Below are 26,577 nucleotides of genomic sequence, written 5' to 3'. Positions count from 1 at the left end.
AAAATGTGTGGTCGCATAGCTCAGTGGATAGAGCACAAGCCTCCTAAGCTTGGGGTCGTAGGTCCAACTCCTGCTGCGATCGCCATTTTTATTTTTTTGAAAATTAAAATAAAAAAATTTAAATAATTAAAAGTTTAATAGCGCTTGAAGGTGCTTTTATTTTATTTTTTTTAATTAAAAATAATATTTTTTTCTTTTATAATAAAAAGAAACAAAAGGGGTAAAAATGTCAAAATTTTTAGTTATTAATGCTGGTTCAAGTTCAATTAAATGAAGTTTATTTAATGAAAACTTAGTAAATGAAGCAAAAGGAATTGCTCAAAGAATTAAAATGCCAATGGGTATTTTAACACTTGACTATAACAATGAAAAAATAGAAGAGGATTTACCTTTGCCAACATTTTTAGAAGCAGTTAAGCAACTAGAAAAGCAATGAGAAAATCACGGTATTATTAAAAATTACTCTGAAATTTCTCAAGTTGCATTTAGGATAGTTAATGGTGGTCCATTTTTACGTGATACATGTGAAGTAAATGACAAAAATATTGAATATTTACAAGAATCAATTGATTTAGCACCAGTTCATAATCCTGGGGCAATAGAAGCAATATTGGCATTTCAAAAAATTATGCCTAATGTTAAAAAAACTCTTCATTTTGATACTTCTTTTCACAAAAGCATTGGTGAAGTAGAATACACTTATCCTATTAATAAATCTTTGTCAGACAAATTAAATTTAAGAAAATATGGTTTTCATGGTCTCAACTATAATTTTGTTACTGAAAAAATGGAACAAATTTTAAATAAGAAACCATTAAATTTAGTTATTTTGCATATTGGTAGTGGTGCAAGTTTATGTGCCATTCAAAATAGTAAATCTATTGATACATCTATGGGATTTACCCCGCTTGCTGGAATTATGATGGGAACTCGATCTGGAGATATTGATCCATCTTTAATTCCTTATATTATGAAACATGAAAATATGGATATTGATGATGTAATGAAAATGCTAAATGAAAAATCAGGTATGTTAGGTGTGAGTCAAATTTCTTCTGATGCTAGAGATATTCAACTTCAAAGAAAAACAAATCCGCAAGCCAAATTTACATTAGATTTATATATTAGAAGAATTAGTGATTATTTAATTAAATATTTAAATAGAATTGATGGAAAAATAGATGCTATTGTTTTCACAGCTGGTGTTGGCGAAAACGATCATTATATAAGATTAAACACAATAAAAAATATTAAACTTCTAAAATTAGAAATAGATGAAGTATTAAATAAAGATCGTAGTTATGGTGAATATAAACTAATTTCAACAGCTAATAGTGAAATTCCTATTTATATAGTAAGAGCTAATGAAGAATTATTTATTGTAAAAGATGCAAAAAATTTTTTTAATAATAAAAACTAATTTATTGAAAGGCAAATAATGTTTAGAATTTTAAAATTATTAAAAGCAAAATACAAATGACTAGCAGTCGTTACTTTGCTTTTGACAATTTTTGAAACATTTGCCTTTTTATTTACCCCAACATTTATCGGACAAATAGTTTCATTAGTAGCTTTAGAATATAATAAAATTACTCATCCTTTTACTAATGTAGAAATTAATATTTTGTTATACAAAACCTCGTTTCCAACAATTGTAGAGGCACTAAAATTTTTAGGATTGTCTTTCGGAATTACTCTATTAATAGGAGCAATTTCAGGTATGGTTAGTACATATCTTTCGTCATATATTTCAATAGGCGGTTCAAGAGATATAAGATCTTACTTGTGAAATCATATTGAATCTTTATCGCAAAAAGATATTGAATTATTTACTAATGCAAAAATTTTGACTAGATTCACAATTGACGTAAATAGAATCCAAATGGGTATTCAAATGGCATTAAAATCCATAATTTTAGGTCCTGTTCAGCTTACATTAGGACTTGTTCTTTCTTTATTGAGTAGTTTAAAACTATCAGCAGTTTTTGGCGCCATGATTCCATTGCTATTTTTAATTATGGGCGTTTTAGGTTTGATTTCTATGCCATTATTTAAAAAAGAACAAAAACTAAATGACAATATTAACATTGAAAGCCAAGAAAATATTCTAGGAGTAAAAGTTATTAAATCATTTAATTTAGAAGAAAATCAATGAAACAAATTTAAAAATGTTAATGAAACCTTAGGAAAAACTTCTGGAAAAAGTTGATTGGTATTTAACTTAATGTTTATTATGGTTATGTTGATTGCTAACTTAGCATCATTAGCAATTTTAGCAACAGTTGGGTATACTTCTAGAGGAATAACACAAGCTGAATATCAAAAACAAATTAGCAATATTAATGCATTTATTAATTATGTAATGATTGTAACAATGGGCGTTATTATGACAATTTTTGTTCTATTCTATATTTATCGAGCTAGAATATCTGCAAAAAGAATATTTGAAATTTTAGATAAAGAACCAGACATTAAATTTATTACTTCAGATAAAAAAGTAACAGAAGGTAAAATTAAATTTGATCACGTATCTTTTAGATATTATGAAAATAGTGAAAAGAATGTTTTAGAAGATATAACTTTCGAAGCTAATCCTGGTGAAATAATAGGAATAATTGGACCAACAGGTTCAGGAAAATCCACTATTGCCAAACTTCTAAATTTAGATTTTAAAACCCAATATGGCAAAGTTTTAATTGATAATAATAATATTCAAGAAATTGATACTCTTTCTTTAAGACAAAATATTTCTCATGTTTACCAAGTTCCTACTATCTTAAGTGGAACAATAAAATCAAATCTTTTATTTGCTAATGAAAACGCTTCTGATAATGACATGATTCAAGCTACTAAAATTTCATGTGCTTATGAATATATTAATCGTTTTCCTAAAAAATATGATCATGAAGTTGAACAAAAAGGTGCAAACTTGTCTGGTGGTCAAAAACAAAGACTTTCGATAGCTCAAGGAGTAATTAGAAAACCAAAAATTTTAATATTAGATGACTCTACTAGTGCTCTTGATGCCAAAACTGAATCGCTAGTAAGAAAAAATATTAGAGAAGCCTTTAAAGAAACCGGAATTACAACTGTTATTATTGCCCAAAAAATATCATCAATCATTGATGCTAATAAAATTATTGTGCTTCACCATGGAAAGATTTCTGATATTGGAACCCATCAAGAATTAATGAAAAAAAATAAACTTTATAAAGAAATTGCTTTGACTCAATTAGGGGGTGAACATGAATAATGCTATCCAGCCTGAAAATCAAAAGAAATTAAAAAACATGACTTGTCTTGAGAGAAAAATGTACTTAAAAGAACAAAGACAAATTAAAAAAGATAGTTTTAAAAAAATGATTAGTTATTTAAACTATCGAAAAGGAATATTTGTTGGAATAATAATTCTTAATCTTATTGCATCAATCTTTTTAGGCGCATCAACTTATTTATTGGGATATGTAACTGATAATTATTTATCATATGAATATTTAAATAATCCTAATTACAATACTACCTCTTTAACAATTGCGATTTTGTTAATGGGACTCTTTTATTTTGCTCAACAAGGAGTTAATTTGTGAGTAAATCATTTGGCGATAAAAGCAGGAATGATTACCACTATGACAATGAGAAGCAAGGCATATCAATCTTTAATGAAAATGCCAATATCTTATTTTGATGCATCAAATAGTGGAGAATTAATGTCAATTCTTTCAAATGATATTGAAAACATTGCTAATGGATTGACAGGTTCATTAAGTCCTATGTTTCAAACTATATTTTTAGTGATAGCTTCATTAGGATTTATGCTTTATATTTCTCCATATCTTACTTTGATTTCTATAGTTTTAATGGTAATTTTCTTTTCATTAGTAGCAATTTTAATGACAAAAGCAATGCCTTTATTTGGAAAACAACAAAAAAGAATAGCTTCATTAAATGGCTATATTGAAGAACATTTAGCTGCTCATCATTTAATTAAAAATTACAATAAAACGAAATTTGTAAATGAAGAATTTGAAATTAAAAATCAAAAAATTTATAAAACTAGTTTTAAAAGTACTATTTACACTACTGTAATTTATCCTTACTCGCGGGTTGCAACTGCTTTAATGGAATTAATTATTATTGTTATTGGTGCTGTATTTTCTTTATCAAAAATTGGCACAGGAACGGGAAAAATTTTTACTCCCGGAACACTTACTTCTTTTGTTATTTACATTAGAATAATGACAAATCAAGTAATTAGATTTTTTGAAAATATGGGACAAGTTTTAATGGCTTCTGCATCTACTCAAAGAGTATTTAAATTAATAAATTTAATTCCTCAAGTAGATCAAGATACCTTGAGTGAAATTAATAATATTAAAGGTAATGTTGAATTTAAAAATGTTAATTTTTCATATAATGGATTGAATGATTCTTTACAATTAAAGAATGCTTCTTTTTCTGCTAAAAGAGGTCAAACTATAGCTATTGTTGGTCCTACTGGTGCAGGAAAAACAACAATTATTAATTTATTAAGTAAATTTTATTTACCAAATAGTGGTGATGTTATGATCGATGGTCATAAATCTACTGATATTAATGAGAAAAGTTGAAGAAATCAAATTTCAATTGTCTTGCAAGATACATTTTTATTTAAAACAACTATTTTAGAAAATTTAAGATATGCAAATTTAAATGCCACAGATGATGAAATATTTGAAGCTTCAAGAATTTCTAAAGCAGATGATTTTATTCAAAAACTAGAAAATGGTTACAATGAAGTTGTTCAAGAAGGTGGTGCAAACTTTTCACAAGGAGAGAGACAATTACTTGCAATAACTAGAGCAATAATTGCTAATAAAAATATTTTAATTTTAGATGAAGCAACATCAAATGTTGATACTAGAACTGAGAAAAATATCCAAAAAGCAATGCTAGAGTTAATGAAAGGAAAAACATCCTTTGTAATAGCTCATCGTCTTTCAACAATTGTTACTGCCGATTTAATTTTGGTTATCAATAATGGTCAAATTATTGAACAAGGAAAACATTTAGATTTATTAAAACAAAATGGATTTTATGCCAAATTATATAATTCATCTTTTGATGAAAATGCATAAAGAAAAAAACTGGGATAAGATAATCTCCAGTTTTTATTTTTTTTAATTAAATTTTAAAGTAATAATTTATATTAAAATTGATAATATGATAGAAATAACTCCATGATTAGAATATTTTAGTGGCAATAAAAAAATATATAAAGAATTAAAAAAAATAAAAAATAAAGGGATATTACCTTCTGATTTTACTTCACCATTATTTTTATTAAAAAACAAATTTATTGCTAAAAATGGTTTAGGGCATAACAAATTTAATGAAATTACTTTACATGCTATTGCCCAATCTTATGTTAATTTGTTACAAAAATCAATTGGTGATTTACAAAATCAATATATTTTATTAGCTAGTGATGGTTTTGATAATGAATATGAAAAATATTTAGATTATTTACAAGATGTTTTTAATGCATATCGAATAAAAGTCTTAAGGTTTAAGGATTCATTACCTGTTACCAAGTCCTTTCTTTTATATGTTATTAATAAAACCAAAAATATTAATACTACAATTTATATTTCAAAATATTCAGTATTAAAATCATTGACTAGTGTTGAATTTATTAATGATAAAGGTGCTAATTTTTTAAGTAACGAAATTCAAAATATTTATAACATGATGCAAGAAATCGATCCTTTTTCATGCCACATTTTTTATGATGACTATTTTAAATTAGATAGTGAAAGATTATTAAGCGAATATGCAGATGAGATTCTAAAAGCAAATCATAATGAAGGTGGAAATAAATTATTAAAAATTGGTATTGTTACCGATAATACAAGTAATGCTTTTGTAAAAAAAATTCTTGGTAGAAATGATATTTCTTACACTTTAATTAATAAAACAATTAAAAAAGAAAAACCTAATAAAATTTATTTACCTTTGTGAAAAAATCAAAAATTCGACTATCTTTTAAAATTTTCATATGACCATAAAAAAGTGTTTTTATATGCCAAAAAATCTAATTCTTTATGTTTTGGCTATTCATTAGTAGATATAAGTAATTTAGTAGCTGTTTATTTAAATTTTTTAAATACCACTCAATCAACAAATGAGAACTTTTCTAGTTCAAATTTAATAATTAGTTCTAAAGCATCCAAAGAATATTTAATTGATGCTGTTGCTCAAAAATTTGCTTTACAAAGCAAAACAGAAATTATTTTAGATTTCAATGAAATAGTTAACTTACCAAATGTTTTATATTTTAATGAAATTAATGAATTTTATTTGTCATCAAATATCAAATACTGTGATGAAATGTTACCAGTAAGTACTATTGTTGATATGTTAAATTACTATAAAACTCAAAATTTAAATTTTGCTGAACTTTACAAAAATTTGACTAATAATTTACAAAAATTTGATTTGAACACTTTTGAAATTAATGTAGAAAAATATAATAAAATAAATACATTTGAAAATGAAATAATAAAATTGAAAAGAATTAGTTTATTTGAAATTTCTAACATTGAAAACTTGCAACAATTTGAATTAGAAAAAGAAAAATATATTTCAAAAATTCATTTCAATGAATATGAGTGATTATTAATTAAATATTCAAAAGAAACTAAAAAATTAATATTTTTTGTTCATGAACCTTCATCAAACAAGCAATTAATTTTTAAAAAATTAAAAAAACATTTTTGTAAGAATATCTTTCTATACTTTTTAGACGAAAAAAATAATGAATCTATAGAATCTAATGAAGAACAATTAGAAAATGAAAATTCTTAATATTTAGAAGATAAAGTTTATTTGATAAATAAAAAGCCAAAATCTTTTGGCTTTTTATTATTTGGAATTTAAAACAATATTTTTCTTAATTTTAATTTCTTCAATAATGGTATATTTTTTAACTTCATTTTCTTTAGTATAAGTTGCTTCATTAATTGGTTTACTATCAATTTCATTAACAATTAGTGAAAGAACATTATTTTTAAAATATGCAATACCTCTATCAACGTATAATTCTTGTCTTTCGGCTGAATTTTGATGATTTATTAAAATTTTTGAAGGAACAATAGCAGCCATAAATTCGGTAGCTCCACTCATAAGTCCTATATATCCTTCGGTAGTTTTAAAAGATACAATTTCTGCTTTTTTATCAAGATAAATTCCATGAGGGGTACTAATAATTAAATTAATTTGTATTTTCATTTTTTAAGGTTGTATAACCTAGTTTTTCTGCTTTTTTAATAACATCTTCAATAGTGCCAACATACAAGAATGCTTCTTCGGGTAAATCATCATACTTACCAGTTAAAATTTCTTTAAATGAATGAATAGTTTCTTCTAATTTTATGTATCTTCCTGGAATTCCTGAAAATTTTTCAGCAACGAAAAATGGTTGTGATAAAAAGTTTCTAATTCTTCTAGCTCTAGATACTATTTTTTTGTCTTCTTCACCTAACTCATGCATTCCTAATATAGCTATAATATCTTGCAATTCTTTAAATCTTTGAAGAATATTTTGCACTGCTCTTGCAGTATTATAATGCTCTAAACCAATAATGTTAGCATCCATCATTCTTGAATTAGAAGCTAGAGGATCAATTGCTGGATATATTCCTAAAGCCGCAATATCTCTATCTAGAACAGTTTTAGCATCTAGGTGAGTAAAAGTAGTTGCAGGAGCAGGGTCTGTTAAATCGTCTGCAGGAACATATACTGCTTGAACAGAAGTAATTGAACCTTTATTAGTAGAAGTGATTCTTTCTTGCAATTGCCCCATTTCGGTAGCTAATGTTGGTTGATAACCAACAGCAGATGGCATTCTTCCTAATAAAGCACTAACTTCTGATCCTGCTTGAGTGAATCTAAAAATATTATCAATAAATAGAAGTACGTCTTGTCCCATTGTATCTCTAAAGTATTCAGCCATTGTTAAAGCTGTATATGGAGCTCTCATTCTTGCTCCTGGGGGTTCATTCATTTGCCCAAAAATTAAAGCTGTTTTATTTAAAACTCCACTTGCTTCCATTTCATGGTAAAGGTCATTACCTTCTCTTGTACGTTCTCCAACACCAGCAAAAACTGAAAGACCACCATGTTCTTTAGCAATATTATTGATTAGTTCTTGAATTAAAACAGTTTTTCCCACACCAGCTCCACCAAATAAACCTATTTTTCCACCTTTTATATAAGGCATTAACAAATCAATCACTTTAATTCCTGTTTCAAAGATTTCAAGAGTTGTTTTTTGTTCTTCATAACTTGGCGCAGGACGATGAATTGACATTCTAGTTTCAAAATTTTCATCTTTTTGATCAATAGGATTTCCCAAAACATTAAACATTCTAGAAAGCACTTTTTTTCCAACAGGAACACTAATTGGTGCTCCTAAATCTTTTACCTTCATACCACGTCTTAAGCCAATTGTTAAATTCATAGCAATAGTTCTAACTGTATCATTACCAACATGCTGAGCAACTTCTAAAATTTGCTCTGGAGCATTAGGATCATCTTGAACAACTTGTAAAGCAGTTAAAATTTTTGGTGCTTTATTTTCATCAAATCTAACATCAATAACAGCACCTAAAATTTGGCTTATATAACCATAATTATCTTGATCCTTTTTTCTAGCAATTGTTGCCGTTTTTTTATTAATATTTTCTTCTTTTTTTAATGCCATGAGTTTCCTTTCTATTGATCTTCTGATCCACTAATAATTTCTGTAATTTCTTGAGTAATTTTAGCTTGACGTGAACTATTATATTTAATATGTAAATCTTCTATTAAATCTTCAGCATTATCACTAGCCTGTTCCATAGCTGTTCTTCTAGAACTGATTTCGGCTAATTTAGAATGAAATAATGCATGATAAATTGAAGCTTCAAAAAATATAATAAATGAGTTTTCTAGAATAGTGGTTGCATTTGGCTCATAATTAGTTGAATCAATATTTTCACTAACTGTTTTATTTTTTACTTTTTCATCATTAATTGTTATTGGAAATATTTCTCTAACTACTGGTTCAAACTTTATTGGGTTAATATATTCTGTATAAATAATTTTTACCGATTTTAATAATGATATTTGAAGGACATCATAAAGTTTGTTTGAAATTATTTGTGCAATGTCATAATTAGGAGTATCACCAATTTGAGTTAACATTTGAATAATGTGAGTATTTGGTCTTTTATTAAGTAATGTAACTAGTTTGCTACCAATTACAATTAACATATCTTCATCAGTTACAATTTCATTAATTTTTTTGTAGATGCTAGAATTGAATGATCCACATAATCCTAAATCACTTCCAAAAACAATATACAAGTTTCTTTTTTTCTCAAAAACTCATGCTTGCTTATTTAAAAGAGAATCGATATCTTGTTCAGCATGTTTCATTAAATTAATGAATATATTCTCAACATTATTGTAATAATCATTTACTTGAGCAAATTCACTTTTAATTTTTCCGAATTTTGCAGTGGCAACTAATTCCATTGCTTTAGTAATTTTTTTAGTAGAAGTAATTGAACTAATTCGGTGTTTTATTTTTTGTAAACTTTCCATGGTAATGTAGGAACATCTAAGTATTTATCTTTATTGTAATAAGGTATAGTCTTAATGAATTCGTCATTAAATTGCATAATCTTATTTCAAAGTTCTTCAATTAATGCGTTAGTTCAATCATTTGCACTCGCAAGTTTAGTAGCAATTTTTGTTGCGCTTGCATCTTTTTTAAAATATATTAATAATTCGTCACGATATTTTTGAATTTTTTCTTTAGGAATAGGATTTATCAAACGATATTTTGTACAAAATAGAATAATAACCTGACTTACTTGTGAGTATGGAGAATATTGAGGTTGTTTTAATAATTCATAAACTTTAGCTCCATGATCTAAAACATTTCTTGTTGCTTGGTCAAGGTCACTTCCAAATTGAGCAAATGCTAACATTTCATTATATTGAGCAAGTTCAAGTTTTAAACTAGAAACAACTTTTTTCATAATTTTGGTTTGAGCAGCAGATCCTACTCTACTAACTGAATAACCAATGTCAATTGCAGGTCTTTGACCAGAATTAAATAAAGTTTCTTTAGTAAAAATTTGCCCATCAGTTATAGAAATAACATTAGTTGGAATATAAGCGGAAATATCTTCTGCTTGAGTTTCAATTATTGGTAATGCCGTAATTGATCCACCACCGTTATCTTTGTTAAGTTTTGCAGCTCTTTCTAGGAGTTGAGAGTGTAAATAGAAAACATCTCCAGGGTATGCTTCACGACCAGGAGGACGTCTTAATAAAAGTGAAAGTGTACGATAAGCAACAGCATGTTTTGATAAATCATCGTAAATTATTAAAACATCTTTACCTCTAGACATTCATTCTTCAGCAATAGTTACTCCAGTATATGGAGCAATGTATTGTAAAGGAGCGCTTTCAGAAGCAGAGGCAGAAATAACTGTTGTGTATTTCATAGCATCATGATTTTTCAAATTTTCTACTATTTGACTAATAGTTGAACTTTTTTGCCCAATTGCTACATAAATACATTGAACATTACGATTTTTTTGATTAAGAATAGTATCAATTGTAATAGCGGTTTTTCCTGTTTGACGATCCCCTATGATTAATTCCCGTTGTCCTTTTCCAATAGGAATCATGGCATCAATTGCTAAAATTCCTGTTTCTAGTGGTTCGTTAACTTCTTGACGAGTCATAACTCCTGGAGCAATTTTGAAAATAGGGTGATTTTCTAAACTTTTTATTGGTCCTTTACCATCTATTGGTTTTGCTAATGCATTAATTACTCTACCAAGCATTTCATCACCAACTGGAGTTGAAATAACTTTATGAGTTCTTGATACATGACTATTTTCAACAATATTTCTATCATCACCCATAACTACGATACCAACTAAGTCTTCTTCTAAATTTAAGGCCATGCCATAAACATCAGCCTCAAATTTGACAAGTTCACCATATTCAACATTATTAAGTCCACTCACTAAAGCTATTCCATCTCCAACAGTAATAACTTTTCCAACTTCATCATAAGAAATATTTTGGTTAAATTCCTTAATTTGTGCTTTGATAATAGCTGATAAATCAGTAGGTTTTAGTGCCATAAATTTCCCCTTTCTATTAGTGTTTATTAATATATTTTTCAAGTTTTTGTAGTTGATCTTCTATTGAATTTTCGATAATATAGTCATCAACTTTAATTTTTATTCCCGCAATTAATTCTTCTCTTAATTCATTAACTAAATGTACTTCGGCATTAAGATTTTTTGAAAGTTGTTTTTCAAAAATTTTAATTTCTTTTTTTTCTAATGGATTAATACTATAAATAATGCCATATTTAACATTTAATTTATTATTAGAAAGTTCAATAAATTTATTAAAAATTATTGTTAAATATTTTGCTACATGTGCTTTAATTGCTAATTTAATAAAATTAATAATATATTTATTGTAAGATCCAAATGCTTGATCAATTTTTTCATATTTATCTTCTAAATCAATGTCAAATGAATCAATGTAATTTAAATATTTTTTATTCTTTTTTAATGTTTTGTGAATTACTAAAACTTCATTAGTCATTTCTTTTAACTGTTTAATCTCTTCGGCCAAATCAAACAATGCAAATGATCAATTGTAAATAATTTTATTTAATTCTTTCATTAATTTTCTTCAATTACTTCTTTAATCATTTTTAAATTATCAGCGTCTTTAATTTCTCTTTTGATAATTTTTTTGGCAATTTCAATTGCATTTTCCATAATTATTTTTCTTTGATTTTTTTCGAATTCTTTTTGATTTTTTTCAGTTAAAATGTGTGCTTGTTCTAAAATTAATTCAACTTTTTTATTTGCAACTTCACTTCCGTGACTAATAATTCTTTCACTTTCACTTTTTGCGTCATTTAAAATATCATTAGCACGATGTGAAGCATCCAATATTTGTTTATCAATATTTTCTTGTGCTTTTAATGCTTCTTCTTTAGCTTTAATTGATTCGTCAATATTATTTTGGATAAAATCTTGACGTTCTTTTACCATTCTTTTTATTGGTTTATATACTAGTAATGTAACTAAAAGAGTTAATACTCCTAATGTTAGTAAAGAAAAAACAAAGTAAGGTCAATTAAATGTTAAACCTGAGAAGGCTTTGTTAATTTCTTCACTAATGTCTTTTAAAACAATTTGATTCATATTAAACAAATATTAATAATAGTGAAATAATAAAACAATAAATTGATGCAGTTTCAACAATGGCCAAACCAATTAAAAGAACTGAGCGAACTTTAGAAAGTGCTTCAGGATTACGTCCAATAGCATCAACAGCTTTAGCAACGGCAATACCTTGTCCAAGTGAAACTACACCTGAACCTAAAATTGCAAGTCCTGCACCTATCATTGTTAAACCATATGCTAATGGTTGAGCATTTGCATTGGCAATATTAAATCCTTGAACGATTGTTTCCATAATTTTCTCCTTAATAAAATTTTAAAATAGTTAATTTGCACTTAATCGTGCTTCTTTTCTTTTTAGTACTTCTTTTTTCCATTCCTTGATTTTCTTCTTGTGTTTTTCTTTTATACTTACTTCAGCAGCTTGCATTCAATAAGAGATCGTCAATGTCATAAAGACAAATGCTTGTATTGCCCCAGCAAATAAATCAAAATATAAATTTAAAAATGGAGTAATTAAAATTCCTGCAGGATTAATTGTTGCAAGTGGATTATTTCCATCTACTTTAATAATTTTTATTCAAATGTTATTTAAAAACGCGTGTAGTAAAGTTATTAAAACCACTCCACCAACGATATTTCCAAACATACGGAATGTTAAACTGATTAAAGGTGAAAAGTTTCCTGCAACTTCTAATGGGTTAATTAATTTAATTAAAAAACTAAATTTTTGATAAATTAAATTGAGTCCCATTGTTGTTAATCAAACAACAAATGTTGCTGCTAAAACTGCACTTAGAGCACTACCAAGTGGTGCAAGGCCAAATAATGAAAGCAAGTTCCCAAAAAAAAGAAAAATAAATAAAGAAATAAAAAAAGGATTAGCTTTATCTAAACGATTTTCGCTTAAATCACTAGCATAGTTATCTGCTTTTGTAATCATACTTTCAACCATTAAAATCGCAGCATTAGGCGTCTTGTTTGCCTTTTGCCTTTTTACGGCAATGAAAATTAAAATTGATAAGACAAAAACAATAACTATTAAAAATGCCATAGTAAAAATTTGGTTTTCAGTTATTTCATTATTTCCAAATCAATGTAATTTAAATATTCTATCCATTAATTTTTCCTTTCCTTTGATCTTTTATTTGCCAAATGCTTTCAATTACACAAGCAATAGTAAATACTAAATAAGGTGTTGTAAAGGTAATTATGTTAAACAAATTAAAAGCTAAATTACCATTTACATCTATATGAGTTTTATATAAGTAGTTAAAGCCAAAAATCATTAAAATAAAAAGTAAATTAAAAAAAGTTGTTAGCAAAATTAAAATTATTGCTACTCCTTTAACTCATTTAACACTTTTGTTTTCTTTTTTGGCAAAAACAATTTTGAATATAAGTTTAATTACAAATATAAATATTAAAAAACTTATAATGCCTATTAGGTTGCCTAATAATAGTTGATATTTTCATACACTACAACCAATATAAATTAATGTTGTTATTATATTTAAAACAACCACAAGCACTCAAAATCTTTTACTTATAATGTCCTTCATTTTATTAAACTCATCGGTTAAAAACCTATTAATAATTATAGTACTAAGACAAAAAACTAAAAAACTCATTTTATTTTTCTTATAAATAAAAAAACAAGATTTATCTTTTTGAAAAAGAATTTCCTTGTTTTTATAGCAAAATAATATTATTTTCATTGGCTTTTTCAATATTTTTATCATCTCAAACACTAACTTGTACTTCACCAATATGTGCTTTTTCTAATAAAAACATTGCAATTCTACTTTGACCAATACCCCCTCCAATAGTCAATGGTAAAATATTATTAATTATTTTAAAGTGATATGGACTAATAGCACTAATTTTATCTTCAGGTAAATTAAATTGCTTAATCAAACTTTCTTTATTTACTCTTATACCCATGCTACTAATTTCTAAAGCATTATCATTAACTTCATCATATAAAATAATGTCACCATTTAGCATTCAGTCATCATAGTCTTTAGCTCTTTTTGAATGAGGAATTCCATCAGGTAAATTATTTCCAATTTGGTAAATAAATACCGATTTATATTTTTTAGCAATTAAATATTCTCTTTTACTAGGAGATTCATTTGGATACAAATCATATAATTTATTTGAACTTATAAAAAAGATATTTTTAGCTAATTTATTTTTTAATATGGGGTAAATTTTATTTATATTTTTTTCGGTATTTTTTAATGCTGAATAAATTTTTCTAACGATTTTCTTTAAATAATTTATTGTTCTTTCTTCTTTATTAATGATTAATTCTCAATCTCATTGATCTACATAAATAGAATGAATATTATCTAGAATTTCTTCTTTTCTAATAGCATTCATATCTGCATAAATTCCCTCATGAATAGAAAAACCATATTTCAATAAAGCATCTCTTTTTCATTTAGCAAGTGAATGAACTATTTCTAATTCTTCATTAATATCTTTGCTTAAAAAACTTACAGGTTTTTCACCTGCCAATCCATCATTTAAACCACTTGATTTTTTTAAAAATAAAGGTGCACTTACTCTAGTTAAATTAAGCTTTTTAGCAAGTTGTATAGAAAAAATAGTTTTTAATTTATCAATAGCATATTGGGTATCTTTTAAATTTAATTTTTTAGTTTTCATAACTTATGCTGCATTCTTTTTAACTTGTAAAATAACAAATTTAGGGTCTGAATAGTTTTTCTTATTTTTTGGGTCTACTACTACATAATCAACTCTTATTTTTTCATCATCAATTTTTGTTAGTTTTGCATAAAAATCAACTTCGTTTGAGAGGTTTTCAACTTTTAAAGCCTTTTGACCTAGTTTTAAAATTTCATCAATTGTTAAATTTTCTTCTTTTAAAGAAACTTTTACTAACTCTAAAAATTTGTTCAATTTTTCTTTAGTCAATTCTCCTCTTTTATTTAATTCTTTAAAACCTCTAATTTCATAAATAAATTCTTCACTTTTGCGATTAGAGTTTTTTTCTTGCAAAAAATATTTAACGTAATAAATATTATTTTCAGTTTTTGTTTCGGTAATTTTTACTAAATAATCATCATTTTTATTGCTATTAATTAATTGGTCTTCCTTTGCTTCAGAGGCAAAAATGTTGTTTTTATTTTTTATATCAAATGTGATTTCTTTTGCTAATCTATTGATTTCATTTTGTTTATTAATGTCACCAAACCCTTCAAAACAAGAAATTGTTGTTAATGGTATAGTAACAATTGGAGTTAAGCCAATAATAGTAAAAATTCTTTTTTCATTTTTCTTAGTATTTTTTTTATTAATTAACATTTCAAAGTAACATTTTACTAAACATTATTTTTTTTAATTTAAAAAAATTATTTCTATATTAAGTTTAATAAAGATTTTTTAAACAATGTAAAATTTATTATTAATTTAATGTACTAAATTAACATGATTTATATTAGGAAAATTAACATGCCTTTAGATTTTATAAACAAAAGTTTGATAGAAAATAAATTGTTCAATTTTTTTGACAAAAACTCTTTTGCTAATGTGCCACCCGCATATGGATGATTTCATTTGACTTGACTTTCTATTTTTATAGTTATTGCAATAGCAATGATATTTATTTTTAAAAATCCTACTAAAACTAAGACAAAATTTATTTATTTAGGATTTTGAATTATTCTTTTTACAATTGAACTATTGAAACAAATATATGTAGCAGGCAAAAACTTTAATGATTATCATAAACATGGAGAAGCAATACCATTGCAACTTTGTTCTATGCCATTATATATAATTCCAATTTACTTACTTATACCCAATAAGTATGAAAAAACTAATCAAGCATTTTTATCATATTTAACTATCTTTAATTTATGAAGTGGATTGTTTGTGATGCTTTATCCTGGTGATGTTTTCACAAAAAACATTTTTATTTCTAATCATACAATGATTTATCATGGTATTTTATTTGTATTGGGTATTTGAAGTTCAATTAGAAAAGTAGTGCCATTTAATTGAAAAACTTTTATGTGATCTACAATTATTTTTATTATCATATATAGCTTAATTATTATGGGAAATGAAATAATTTATCAATTAAATAAAGCTAATAAAACCACTTATTTTCCTAATCTATTTAATATGTCTCATAGAATTCCATCAGCTTTTGTTAGTGGCATACCTTGACTTAAAAAATTACCTGCTTGATCAATAACATTATTATATATTCCATTTACTTTGATTGGAACTTCTTTACTTTATACAATTTTCTGAGGTTTTTCTTTAGCTTTAGTAAAAACTGAAAGTGCTATTAGAAGAAAAATTGAAAGAAAAAAATTAATGAAAAATAATGAGTTAGCAAACAAAGAAGAGTTAACAACATTAAATAATGAAACTAACTAATAACAAGTTTTTTAATATAAAGGTTAAATTATTTTAAGGTAAAATTAAAACTATGTATAATCACAAAATAATTGAAAAAAAATGACAAAATTTCTGAGAAAAAAATAAATCATTTAAAACAACAGAAAAACATAATAAAAAAGCATATATTTTAGACATGTTTCCTTATCCATCTGGTGCAGGACTTCATGTTGGTCATCTAGAAGGATATACAGCAACAGACATTATTAGTAGGTATAAGAGATTATGTGGTTTTGATGTTTTACACCCTATTGGATGGGATGCTTTTGGATTACCAGCAGAACAATATGCCTTAAAAACTGGTAATCATCCAGCGACTTTTACAGAAAAAAACATTGATAATTTTAGAAGACAATTAAAATCACTAGGTTTTTCATATGATTATGATAAAGAAGTTAATACAACTGATCCAAAGTTTTATTATTGAACCCAATGAATTTTTAAAGAATTATACAAACAAGGTTTAGCTAAAATTGAAGAAATTGACGTTAATTGATGTGAAGGATTAGGAACTGTTTTAGCAAACGAAGAAGTAATTGTAATAGATAATAAAAAAGTTAGTGAAAGAGGGCATTTCCCAGTTGTTAAAAAACCAATGAAACAATGAGTTTTAAAAATAACTGTATATGCTGAAAAATTATTAGAAGGATTAAATGACCTTGATTGACCTAAAAGTTTGAAATTATTACAAACAAATTGAATAGGAAAAAGTAAAGGACATAATGTCAATTGAAAAATTAAAAATTTAAATGAAATAATAAAAACTTTTACAACTAGACTTGACACTATCTTTGGCGTTAGTTGTATTTTGATAAGTCCTGAACATCCATTGGTTAATTCATTAACAACTTTTAACTATAAAAATTCAGTTAAAAAATATTTAGAAGAAACCAAAACAAAAAATGAACTTGAAAGAACTTCACTTAATAAAAATAAAACAGGTGTTTTTACTGGGTCTTATGTTATTCATCCTTTAACTAATGAAGAAATTCCAATTTGAATATCCGACTATATTTTAATGGGTCATGGCACAGGCGCAATTATGTGTGTTCCTGCCCATGATGAAAGAGATTATGAATTTGCTAAAAAATTTAATTTAAGCATTATTCCAGTTATTAAAAGTGACAAATTACCTTATTTAGAAGATGGCATTCACATTAATAGTGATTTTGCCAATGATTTAAATATATTAGATGCTACAAATGCAATTTATGATAAATTATTTGAAAAAAAATCAGTATCAAAACAAGTAACTTATAAATTACGTGACTGGATTTTTTCCCGCCAAAGATATTGAGGAGAACCTTTCCCTGTTTTATTTGATGAAGATAACAATATTTATTTAGTTAAAGAATTGGTTAAATTACCTGAAACAAATAATATTAAACCATCTGGTTCAACTGAAGGGCCATTAGCAAATATTAAAAGTTGAATGAATGTTACTATTAATGGTAAAAAATATTACCATGATACAAATGTTATGCCACAGTGAGCTGGGTCTAGTTGATATTATTTAGCTTATATTTTAAAAAATAATGATGGTACTTATACTCCACTAGATTCTAACGAAGCAAAAAAACGATTCGAAAATTGATTGCCTGTTGATTTATATATTGGTGGTCAAGAACATGCGGTTTTACATTTACTTTATGCTAGATTTTGACATCGTTTTTTATTTGATTTAGGAATAGTTAATACTAAAGAACCATTTGCTAAATTAATTAATCAAGGATTAATTTTAGGTCCTGATGGACAAAAAATGTCAAAATCATTAGGAAATGTTATTAATCCAGATGATCTAGTAGAATCACATGGTGCAGATAGTTTAAGAGTTTATGAAATGTTTATGGGGCCGTTAGTTGAATCTAAAGCATGAAATGTTTCATCGCTTGATGGAATAAGAAAATGATTGGATAAGATTTATAATCAATTTACTTATTTTATGAATGGAAATATTGATATTTCATTAACTAATAAAGATTTAGAAAGTGAAACAAATATTTTAATTAAAGAAGTTCAAGAAAATATAGAAGTATATAAATTCAATATTGCGATTAGTAAAATGATGGTGTTTATCAATTATCTTTCATCTCTTAATAAAATTAATTCGACTTATTCATTAAAAGTATTTGCCATTTTATTAAGTTTATTTGCTCCGCATTTAGCAGAAGAATTACTTTTCATTATTAAAGAAAAGCCAATTGAAAATCAATCTTGACCATTTGTAGAAGTTAATAAAATAATTAATAAAAATATTTCTATTGGAATACAAATTAATGGTAAAGTAAGAGCAGATATAGAAATTCTACCTACTTGAAAAGAAAATGATATTATAGAAAATGCTTTAAAATTACCAACAATTATTAAATGAATTGGTGATAAAAAAATAGAAAAAACGATTTATAAAGAAAATAAAATTCTTAATTTTATAGTCAAATAAAAAGAAAAAATAAAACAACCAAGAAATTATATTGGTTGTTTTATTTATTTTTAAAAGATAATTTTAATTATTTTTAGCAACAAATGCATCTAAGCGACTAGCTTTTCTAGCACCGTTATTGGCATGTAAAACACCCTTTGAAACAGCCTTATCAATTTCATGGTGAGCATTAGCAACTAAAGTTTTTAGATTAGCATCTTTTGTTTGAGCTGCTTTTTGAGCCTTCTTAATTGCTGTTTTTACAGATGATTTAATTGCAGAATTACGAATATTAGCTTTTTCATTAGAGATTATTGCTTTTTGTTTTGATTTTATATTTGCCATTTTTGCCTTTCCTGCTTAATAATAATTAGCATTGCTTATTATACAATAAAAAACGATTTTTTATTTGTTATATTTTATTTTGATAATTTTATTTTTCTATGAAAAACTTTATCAAATTTTTAATTTTTAGATTATTAGAAAAAATATAAGAAACATACGTAGAAAAAGTTATTAATTTGCTATGAATTGTATTCATTATTAAACTTATATTTCTCAAAATTTATCCTCTAATGATTGTTTTTCTGCAAATGTTCATACTTCTTGTATCTTTCCATTTTCTATTTTAAATAGATCAACACCAGGATTATTTAGTTTTTTTTCATCTTTTTCAGCTAAAGAAACTACATTCGCAACAACAAAACAATCATTACTTGCAACTCAATTTGTAATAACTCTAAATGTTCCATTACTTCTTTTAGCAAATTCACCTAGACGTTCACTTAAAGCTTGTTTTCCTATAACTATCCCAGAAAGTGGACCTTCTCCACCCATATGTCATATAATGTTGTTTGAAATTGTTTCAAATACAGCTGCAAAATCTCCCTTTGATAATGCTTCTGCATAAGTGTTAAAAACTTCCATTATTTTATTTTTCATAATAAATCTCCCTTGAATTTTAAAAATAGTTTTTTAATTATAAATTTGTAATAAATAAAAGTAATGAAAACTTTAAAAAAAATACAACCTATAAAGTTATTCATAGTGTTGTATTTAATATTAATTAATTTTTATAGTCCTAGTTCTTCATCGGTTGGAATATTTAAATTAGAACCAATGTATGAAAATATTTCTGGACTTTGTTTAATGTATTTTCCTTCAAGAATTCTAATAACACTATCAATAGTGTCTTCAAGTGATACATAAACTCCAGGAGCTTTAGTAAAGTGTTCAGTCATAAAGAAGTTTTGAGTAAAGAAGTTTTCTAGTTGTAAAGCTTTTTTAACAGTAATCTTGCTTTCATCATCAAGTTCGTCAAAACCTAAGATAAGAATAACATCTTCAAGGTCTTTATAAGCTTTTAAAATTCTTTTAGTTTCAATAATAGCATTAAAGTGTTTTTTACCTAAGATTTTTTCATCTATTGAGTTAGTTGAACTAGCAAGAGGATCAAATGCTGGGAAAATATTTTTAGCGGTTTGAGCTCTTGACAATACCAAGTTGCCATCCAAGTGATTAAAGACAGCAACAGCTGAAGGGTCACTTAAATCATCCATTGGTAAGAAGATTGTTTGGAATGAAGTAATTGATCCATTTTCATTTCTAAATAAACGGTCTTCAATGTTAGCAACATCACTTTCCAAAGTTGATTGATAACCACCAACAGAAGGTTTTTTTCCTAATGAAGCACTAACTTCATTTTCTGCTTGAACAAAACGATAAATGTTATCGACAAATAATAAAACATCTTCTTTTTCTTTGTCTCGTAAATATTCAGCAGCAGTAATTCCAATAGGAACAATTGACATTCTGGCTCCAGGCGCTTCATTCATTTTAGAAATGTACATTACTGAGTTTTTCATTAAGTCTGATGATTTAAGCTCATTATATAATTCAATTGCTTCTCTTGAACGTTCACCTGAACCAATAAAAATATTAGATGTGCTAGTGTGTTTTCTATTAACATTGAAAATGATTTCTTTCATTAGAACGGTTTTTCCAACACCGGCTCCACCGAAGATTCCTAATTTGTAACCTTTAATAATAGGAATGAAAAAGTCAATAGCTTTAATACCTGTTTCAACAATTTGAAGGTCAGTTCCTAAAGATCTTTCGTTATTAATAACTGAATCCATTTCTATATATTTTGGCTTAATACCTTTAAGTGGTAACATTGGTTCACCATGGAAGTTATAAATATTATCTTTAGATTGTTTTCCAACTGGAACCATAAATCCTTGTTTAGTATTAATAACTTTGTCATCAATACTAATTTCTTTTGCAGCATAAATTACTATTGCTCTAACAGTTGTATCATTTAATACTCTTTTGACTAAAAGGAATGTTTTTCCTTCGTGAGTTGTTAAAAGTTGATTAACAGATGGTAAATTTGATTTTTGAAATTTTATTTCTACAATATCTGATCAAAATTTAATAATTGTGCCTTTCATTATTTATCTCCTAACATTTTTGCAATTTTATTTAAATAATCATTATCAAAATTAATAAATTCATGATCACATTCAATTTCTCAACCTAAATTTGAATAATCTGAATATTGTTTTAAAGCATATGCAAAGTAATTTTTTAAAATATTGTCATCATAGTTTTCTGATGATTTAATAGTTTCAAAAGCAGTTTTAGCTTCTTTATTAGTGTCAATTAAAGCATTTAAAAACATTAGTGCTTTTTGTTCGTCTTTAATTCCTCTTAAAATAGTTCATGAAATTAATTTTGACATTAACATAACAAAGTTATATGAGTAAAGTGAAAATCCTCTTTGCATGAACATTTTGTCAATCATTTTTCCTTTGTAAAGTAAGATTGAAGTTTCTTTATTGAATTCATAATCTAACATTGCCAATTTTAAGTGACGTTTGTATTCTTTATAAATTTTTCCAATTTCTGCAGCTACTTTAGTAATTGTTCTATTTTGAACACTTGAACCCGTTCTAGATACTGATAAATTAATATTAATAGCTGGTAAAACACCTTGTGAGAATAAATCTGCACTTGTTACTATTTGACCATCAGTAATAGAAATGATGTTAGATGAAATTAATGAAGTAATGTCACCATCTACAGTTTGTAGAATTGGTAAAGCAGTAATAGTTTTTTTATTAACAAATGATCCTGCTCTTTCCAAAAGTTGTGAGTGAGCAAAGAACATATCTCCGGGCATTGCTTCTTTTCCTACTGGTTTATCTGTTAGTAATGCAATTTCACGGAAAATATTTGCATGTTTTTTTAAGTCATCAAAAATGATTACTACATCTTCTTTTTCTGAAATGTTTTCAGCATGTGCCATACCAATATATGGAGCTAAGTATTGTTCGTATGCACTAGTTGCAGGTGCATCAATAATAATAGTATTTTTTAAAGCATCATGTTCTTTTAAAGTGTTGTAGATTCTTGAAATACTTTCTCTTTTTTGTCCAATTGCTACATAAATACATTTGGTAGCAGTTTTTGCTTGATTAATAATTACATTTAATGCAATATGAGTTTTTCCTGTTTGACGGTCACCAATAATTAATTCACGTTGGCCTTTTCCAATTGGGATTAATAAGTCAATAGCAGTAATTCCTGTATATAATTGTTCATTTAATGTTTTAACAGTCATTAGATTATGTGCTAATCTAAAAATTGGACTATAAGAATCATTTTTATCTGGTTTTACTTCTTCTTTTGAAGGTAAAATGATGTTACCATTAATATCAATTACATTACCGAATTGTAATGGAGAAGTAAATACTTCACTTTTAACTTTAGATTTAACAATTTCATCACCAATTGCTAATGATTTATTTTCATTATTTGAAAGCAAGTATGCTTTATCTTGAGTTGCGCTAATCAAAATCATTTTAATGTCAGAATTTTTCTTTGCTGTGAACATTTGTCTTTGTTCATAGGGAAAATTTCCTTCAACTTCAATAATATAATCGAATATTGCGCTAATTTTGGGGTTTGTTGTACGTGCCATTTTATATTCCTTTTATTCCTAATGTTAATAATGTTATGCCTGAAATCATTAAAATTAATGAAATTGTTATTATTAATGCATATACTATTATTATTTTTCTCTTTTTATTAGTTTTATATTTCATTAACATGAAAGCAACGTTCATAATTGTGCTTATTAAACTTATTGTCATTAATATTGAACCAAATATTATTTTTAGTTTATTTTGTGATATGTATAAATTTGTAAGTTCTGTTTGAGCTTTATCATATGCTTCTTTAAATGCAACAAGTTCTCTAGGGGTTTTTACATCAAGATTTTTTATTGTTCCTAAATCTCTAAGTAAATTAAATTCATTTTTTATTTTACCTATTAGTTCAATATATTTTTCATATCATTTATCTAAAGATATAGGTTTTTCTGATGCAATTCCTTTTAATCTAAAAATATCTTTTTCGATTTTTGCATATAAATCTTCTAAAACTGATAATTTAAGTGTTTGATTTTTAGTTGATTTATTGTTTTTAAAGTTGCTTTCAATAATTGCCTTATTAGTTTTTAATGATTTAGCAAATTGAAGCGTTACTCTTTCAAAAGCTTTTGCCATTGATGCTCAATAATCATATGTTTCTTTGACTTGATCTTTTTGATTTGGTTTATCTTTGTCATAAACTTCATAATTAAGAGTTAATTTTGAGTTAAGTAAAGCACTTAAGAATAATTTTTTAATTTCTTCTCTAGCTAAATTTGTAATTTTTGCTTTATCTTTACTTTTAACTAATTGTTGTTTGAAATTATTTGTTTGTGCTTTTCAAGCATTTTTAAATGGTTCACCAAATTTTTCAATATTTACTAATTTTGTTGCTAAATCAACCATGTTGAATAAAGTTTGCTGTAAATTATCATTACCTAAATCATCATAATCAATTTTGTCATCTAAATTTAAGCTCTTGAAAAATTTATTATATATTGATTTAATTTCGTCAATTTGAGCTTTTAAAACTACTTGTTCAGCATTAAATTCTTCAGAGTTATCAATTTTTAATTCAACTTTATAATTTCTCTTAAGATCTGGTTTTACTTTATCAGCTATAGTAATTTTAGCTATTAGTTTGCCACCTTCTATTGATAGTTCTTCAACCTTATATAAATAACGTGTATTTACCGGGTTATTAAAGAAAAACATTTTTTCACTATTTGCTAAACTAAAATCATTTTTTAGTTGTTCCATAGTTTTTTTAGTGTAATCTGGATCAATTAAAGGATTTAATGAAGGTAAACTATCAATATCTTCCTTAGTAACTGGTTTTGGTTTATCACCAGGAACTAAAGGAACTTTTTCGGGTTTTTCTTCTTTTTCATCACCTTTAATTTCAGCTTCTTGGTTGTGGCCTAATTCAAATTCATTAAATCTTGGTACAACTTTACTTTTAATGTAATCATCTCATGAATTAAAATCCTTTGGTTTTTCATCATAAACTAATTGTCATTTATTATCTTTGAATTCAAATCTAAAATTTAAATTAGGAATATCTCCTTCTTGATAGACTATATTGTTAATTTTCTTTAACAAGTCACTAGTATATTTTTGTAAGATTTCATCAAAATTTTTCTTTGAAAGAACATTATCAATTTCTTTTAGTTTTTCAATTTTGCCATCGGGTTTAATTGCTTCTTTTAATTTTTCAAATTCTTCTTGACTTACCTTAATGTTTTCATATACTTTTCCCTTGTATTCAACTTTTGCAACGATTAATTTTTTGTGTTTTGAAATAGCGTAAGGTAAGAACATTTTAAACCCATAATCTTCTGGTTTTTCTTTAATTTTGTCTTTATTTGCTGTGTAGTATTTTACTAATTGTTCTATATAAATTTTTTTCTCAATATCTTTAGGAGTTTTAATTTCAGTTTTATCTACTTTTTCTTTTTCTTCTTCTAAAAATTTAATTATTTTATCAACTGCTTCTTTTATTGTTTCTTTGACATCTTGTTCAGCTTTTTCTTTGAACTTATCAAAGTTAGGATCAATTTTAGGATCAGCACTCATTAAAGCGATGGTGGGAAGTATTGTTCCACTTCCTATTAAAGAAAGGGACATCAATAATTTAAGTTTCTTACTCATGATTACCTCCTTTCATTAAATTAAGTATTTGGATCATTTTTAATTGATATTGTTCATTTTTTAATTTGTTTAGTTCAATAAATTGATCAAATACTAAACCAAAATTTTGCTTTGCTGAATAATATTCAATTTCTTTTGAAATATCTTTTAATGATTGATCAATATTAATTTTGTTTTTAGCTTTAATATAGCTATTAAATTTTGAGAAGGTATTAATCTTAATTTCATCATCTTTAACAAAAATACTTGCATTTTTTAAAAACATGTATCATTCAAATTCTTGGTCAATATCATACACTTTAATAATTGTGTTGTCATAGCTACCAAGTAAATTAGTTTTTATTAATTCTCAGTTATTTTCATTATTTAAATTTAAATAAATTAAAACATTTCTTAAATGGAGATCTTTTTTAGTAATAAAACTAATAGTTACATCATAACCTGATTGTTCGATCATTTTACTCATTTTTTGCCTCCCCATTATCAAGAATTGTTTTATTTTTTCTTGTTAACATCACAATTTCTTCAACTTCTAATTCACGTTTAGCCATTTGTAATTTTTTATTTACTTTAGTAATTTCTTCATTTAATTTTTTATTTGCTTTATTATTAATTACTAAATTGTTTTTAGCATTGTAAAATGAAGATTCAATAATTAAAGAGTGAATTGAGTTTTCTAGAAAAATATTAATTTGGGCATCAATAAATTTTTCAATGTCTGGGTAAATTTTAAAGTCAGTAATATCAATAATATTTTTAGTTTCATCAATATTTACAAGTTTTTCTAGATTAAAACTTTTTAGTGGAAGAATTTGGAATGGTTCATCATAACTTTTGTTAGTGTTAATCACAAAGAAAACTTTTTTATAATTTAGTTCAGTATAAAGTGCTTTAACTATTTGTACAAGTGAAGAAGCCAATTCATCATCACGATCTTTTTCACTAATATTTAGCAATATGTTAAACTTATTTTTTTTGCAAAATTCTAAAGCTTTATCACCAATAGCAATGAAATCAGCATGAGCCTTTTTTGTCATTGATAAAATTTTCTTTTCATAACGAGAATATGAGTCAGTGGAATATTTTTGTACCTCAGTAACATAAACTCAAAGTTGTTTATCTTTAGTAAAAAGATTTTTAATTTTACTTATCTTTTCATTTTCTAAAAATTTGTTATCAAATTCAATCAGTGAATTATTCAAGTCGTATTTAGTATTAATTGAAGAGATAAGGTTTTTATTTAAAATAGCATTTTCAATATAAAATGACATTTTTTTTGTTAACTTCATAATGTTAATTAGAAGAATATTTTTGTCATTGTTTAATTTGGTTCTAACATTATCTAAATTTGTTTTTTTGCGTTCAAGATCTTTTAAGTGCATTT

Annotated in this window: 24 protein-coding genes and 1 tRNA gene; 7 read left to right on the top strand and 18 right to left on the bottom strand. The window is 25.7% G+C overall.

The genetic code is table 4. The features are described from left to right. Positions 1-9: 9 nt before the first annotated feature. The 5 genes from ACLFP3_RS03185 (at position 10) to ACLFP3_RS03165 (ending at position 6,843) form a co-directional block, all read left to right on the top strand. Positions 10-85: transfer RNA gene (locus ACLFP3_RS03185), tRNA-Arg, on the top strand. Positions 86-226: 141 nt separating this feature from the next. Next, on the top strand, positions 227-1,420 hold the full coding sequence (locus tag ACLFP3_RS03180; RefSeq protein WP_412031510.1) for an acetate/propionate family kinase: 1,194 nt from the start codon (positions 227-229) through the stop codon (positions 1,418-1,420). 18 nt (positions 1,421-1,438) lie between these two features. Continuing rightward, complete coding sequence (locus ACLFP3_RS03175; RefSeq protein WP_412031509.1) at positions 1,439-3,253, top strand: ABC transporter ATP-binding protein; 1,815 nt, start codon at positions 1,439-1,441, stop codon at positions 3,251-3,253. After that, entirely contained in the window at positions 3,246-5,114 is a 1,869-nt protein-coding gene (locus ACLFP3_RS03170; RefSeq protein WP_412031508.1) for an ABC transporter ATP-binding protein, read from the top strand. Before ACLFP3_RS03175 ends, ACLFP3_RS03170 begins: the two co-directional genes overlap by 8 nt. A gap of 85 nt (positions 5,115-5,199) precedes the next feature. After that, positions 5,200-6,843, top strand: a complete 1,644-nt coding sequence (locus ACLFP3_RS03165; RefSeq protein WP_412031507.1) for a hypothetical protein — start codon at positions 5,200-5,202, stop codon at positions 6,841-6,843. A gap of 57 nt (positions 6,844-6,900) precedes the next feature. Here the strand turns inward: ACLFP3_RS03165 and ACLFP3_RS03160 are convergent, their stop codons facing one another. The 11 genes from ACLFP3_RS03160 to ACLFP3_RS03110 form a co-directional block, all read right to left on the bottom strand. Continuing rightward, positions 6,901-7,266 carry a F0F1 ATP synthase subunit epsilon gene (locus ACLFP3_RS03160; RefSeq protein ID WP_412031506.1) on the bottom strand — a complete coding sequence of 122 codons (366 nt, stop codon included), beginning with the start codon at positions 7,264-7,266 and terminating at the stop codon, positions 6,901-6,903. After that, positions 7,250-8,740 (bottom strand): F0F1 ATP synthase subunit beta, encoded by a 1,491-nt coding sequence (gene atpD / locus ACLFP3_RS03155; RefSeq protein ID WP_412031505.1) that lies wholly within the window; start codon positions 8,738-8,740, stop codon positions 7,250-7,252. Before atpD ends, ACLFP3_RS03160 begins: the two co-directional genes overlap by 17 nt. 11 nt (positions 8,741-8,751) lie before the next feature. After that, complete coding sequence (gene atpG, locus ACLFP3_RS03150; protein ID WP_412031504.1) at positions 8,752-9,624, bottom strand: ATP synthase F1 subunit gamma; 873 nt, start codon at positions 9,622-9,624, stop codon at positions 8,752-8,754. Continuing rightward, positions 9,603-11,186, bottom strand: a complete 1,584-nt coding sequence (atpA, locus tag ACLFP3_RS03145) for a F0F1 ATP synthase subunit alpha (RefSeq protein ID WP_412031503.1) — start codon at positions 11,184-11,186, stop codon at positions 9,603-9,605. The genes atpG and atpA overlap by 22 nt, the downstream gene beginning before the upstream one ends. 16 nt (positions 11,187-11,202) lie before the next feature. Then, complete coding sequence (locus ACLFP3_RS03140; RefSeq protein WP_412031502.1) at positions 11,203-11,742, bottom strand: F0F1 ATP synthase subunit delta; 540 nt, start codon at positions 11,740-11,742, stop codon at positions 11,203-11,205. Continuing rightward, a complete protein-coding gene (locus ACLFP3_RS03135; protein WP_412031501.1) occupies positions 11,742-12,272 on the bottom strand; it encodes a hypothetical protein in 531 nt (176 codons plus the stop codon). Before ACLFP3_RS03135 ends, ACLFP3_RS03140 begins: the two co-directional genes overlap by 1 nt. A gap of 1 nt (position 12,273) precedes the next feature. Beyond that, positions 12,274-12,546 (bottom strand): F0F1 ATP synthase subunit C, encoded by a 273-nt coding sequence (locus ACLFP3_RS03130; protein ID WP_412031500.1) that lies wholly within the window; start codon positions 12,544-12,546, stop codon positions 12,274-12,276. Between the two features lie 30 nt (positions 12,547-12,576). Further along, the gene (locus tag ACLFP3_RS03125) at positions 12,577-13,371 is read right to left on the bottom strand and encodes a F0F1 ATP synthase subunit A (protein WP_412031499.1); all 795 of its coding nucleotides are present in this window, start codon (positions 13,369-13,371) and stop codon (positions 12,577-12,579) included. Continuing rightward, positions 13,364-13,813 carry a hypothetical protein gene (locus tag ACLFP3_RS03120; RefSeq protein ID WP_412031498.1) on the bottom strand — a complete coding sequence of 150 codons (450 nt, stop codon included), beginning with the start codon at positions 13,811-13,813 and terminating at the stop codon, positions 13,364-13,366. The genes ACLFP3_RS03125 and ACLFP3_RS03120 overlap by 8 nt, the downstream gene beginning before the upstream one ends. 130 nt (positions 13,814-13,943) lie before the next feature. Then, complete coding sequence (locus ACLFP3_RS03115) at positions 13,944-14,924, bottom strand: aspartate--ammonia ligase (RefSeq protein WP_412031497.1); 981 nt, start codon at positions 14,922-14,924, stop codon at positions 13,944-13,946. Positions 14,925-14,927: 3 nt separating this feature from the next. Further along, a complete protein-coding gene (locus ACLFP3_RS03110; protein WP_412031496.1) occupies positions 14,928-15,584 on the bottom strand; it encodes a hypothetical protein in 657 nt (218 codons plus the stop codon). Positions 15,585-15,731: 147 nt separating this feature from the next. On the opposite strand from ACLFP3_RS03110, the gene ACLFP3_RS03105 reads away from it, so the two are divergent. Then, positions 15,732-16,667 carry a hypothetical protein gene (locus ACLFP3_RS03105; RefSeq protein ID WP_412031495.1) on the top strand — a complete coding sequence of 312 codons (936 nt, stop codon included), beginning with the start codon at positions 15,732-15,734 and terminating at the stop codon, positions 16,665-16,667. Positions 16,668-16,719: 52 nt separating this feature from the next. Further along, positions 16,720-19,128 carry a leucine--tRNA ligase gene (leuS, locus tag ACLFP3_RS03100; protein WP_412031494.1) on the top strand — a complete coding sequence of 803 codons (2,409 nt, stop codon included), beginning with the start codon at positions 16,720-16,722 and terminating at the stop codon, positions 19,126-19,128. Positions 19,129-19,191: 63 nt separating this feature from the next. On the opposite strand, the gene rpsT is transcribed toward leuS, so the two are convergent. The 7 genes from rpsT to ACLFP3_RS03065 all read right to left on the bottom strand — a co-directional run bounded on the left by rpsT (position 19,192) and on the right by ACLFP3_RS03065 (position 26,575). Next, positions 19,192-19,452, bottom strand: a complete 261-nt coding sequence (rpsT, locus tag ACLFP3_RS03095) for a 30S ribosomal protein S20 (RefSeq protein WP_412031493.1) — start codon at positions 19,450-19,452, stop codon at positions 19,192-19,194. A 204-nt stretch (positions 19,453-19,656) separates the two neighbouring features. Beyond that, entirely contained in the window at positions 19,657-20,034 is a 378-nt protein-coding gene (locus tag ACLFP3_RS03090) for a nuclear transport factor 2 family protein (RefSeq protein WP_412031492.1), read from the bottom strand. 146 nt (positions 20,035-20,180) lie between these two features. Beyond that, positions 20,181-21,560, bottom strand: a complete 1,380-nt coding sequence (locus tag ACLFP3_RS03085) for an MSC_0618 family F1-like ATPase beta subunit (protein WP_412031491.1) — start codon at positions 21,558-21,560, stop codon at positions 20,181-20,183. Next, positions 21,560-23,092: an MSC_0619 family F1-like ATPase alpha subunit gene (locus tag ACLFP3_RS03080; RefSeq protein WP_412031490.1), complete on the bottom strand. Its 1,533-nt coding sequence runs from the start codon at positions 23,090-23,092 to the stop codon at positions 21,560-21,562. Before ACLFP3_RS03080 ends, ACLFP3_RS03085 begins: the two co-directional genes overlap by 1 nt. A gap of 1 nt (position 23,093) precedes the next feature. Next, positions 23,094-25,193, bottom strand: a complete 2,100-nt coding sequence (locus tag ACLFP3_RS03075) for an MSC_0620 family F1-like ATPase-associated subunit (RefSeq protein WP_412031489.1) — start codon at positions 25,191-25,193, stop codon at positions 23,094-23,096. Beyond that, positions 25,186-25,659, bottom strand: coding sequence for an MSC_0621 family F1-like ATPase epsilon subunit (locus ACLFP3_RS03070; protein WP_412031488.1), 474 nt, complete (start codon positions 25,657-25,659; stop codon positions 25,186-25,188). The genes ACLFP3_RS03075 and ACLFP3_RS03070 overlap by 8 nt, the downstream gene beginning before the upstream one ends. Further along, the gene (locus tag ACLFP3_RS03065; RefSeq protein ID WP_412031487.1) at positions 25,652-26,575 is read right to left on the bottom strand and encodes an MSC_0622 family F1-like ATPase gamma subunit; all 924 of its coding nucleotides are present in this window, start codon (positions 26,573-26,575) and stop codon (positions 25,652-25,654) included. Before ACLFP3_RS03065 ends, ACLFP3_RS03070 begins: the two co-directional genes overlap by 8 nt. Positions 26,576-26,577: the final 2 nt, after the last annotated feature.

This window comes from Metamycoplasma buccale, assembly GCF_046774455.1.
GTDB classification, from domain to species: Bacteria; Bacillota_I; Bacilli_A; order Mycoplasmatales; family Metamycoplasmataceae; genus Metamycoplasma; species Metamycoplasma buccale.
This window is presented reverse-complemented; position numbering and strand designations above follow the sequence as displayed.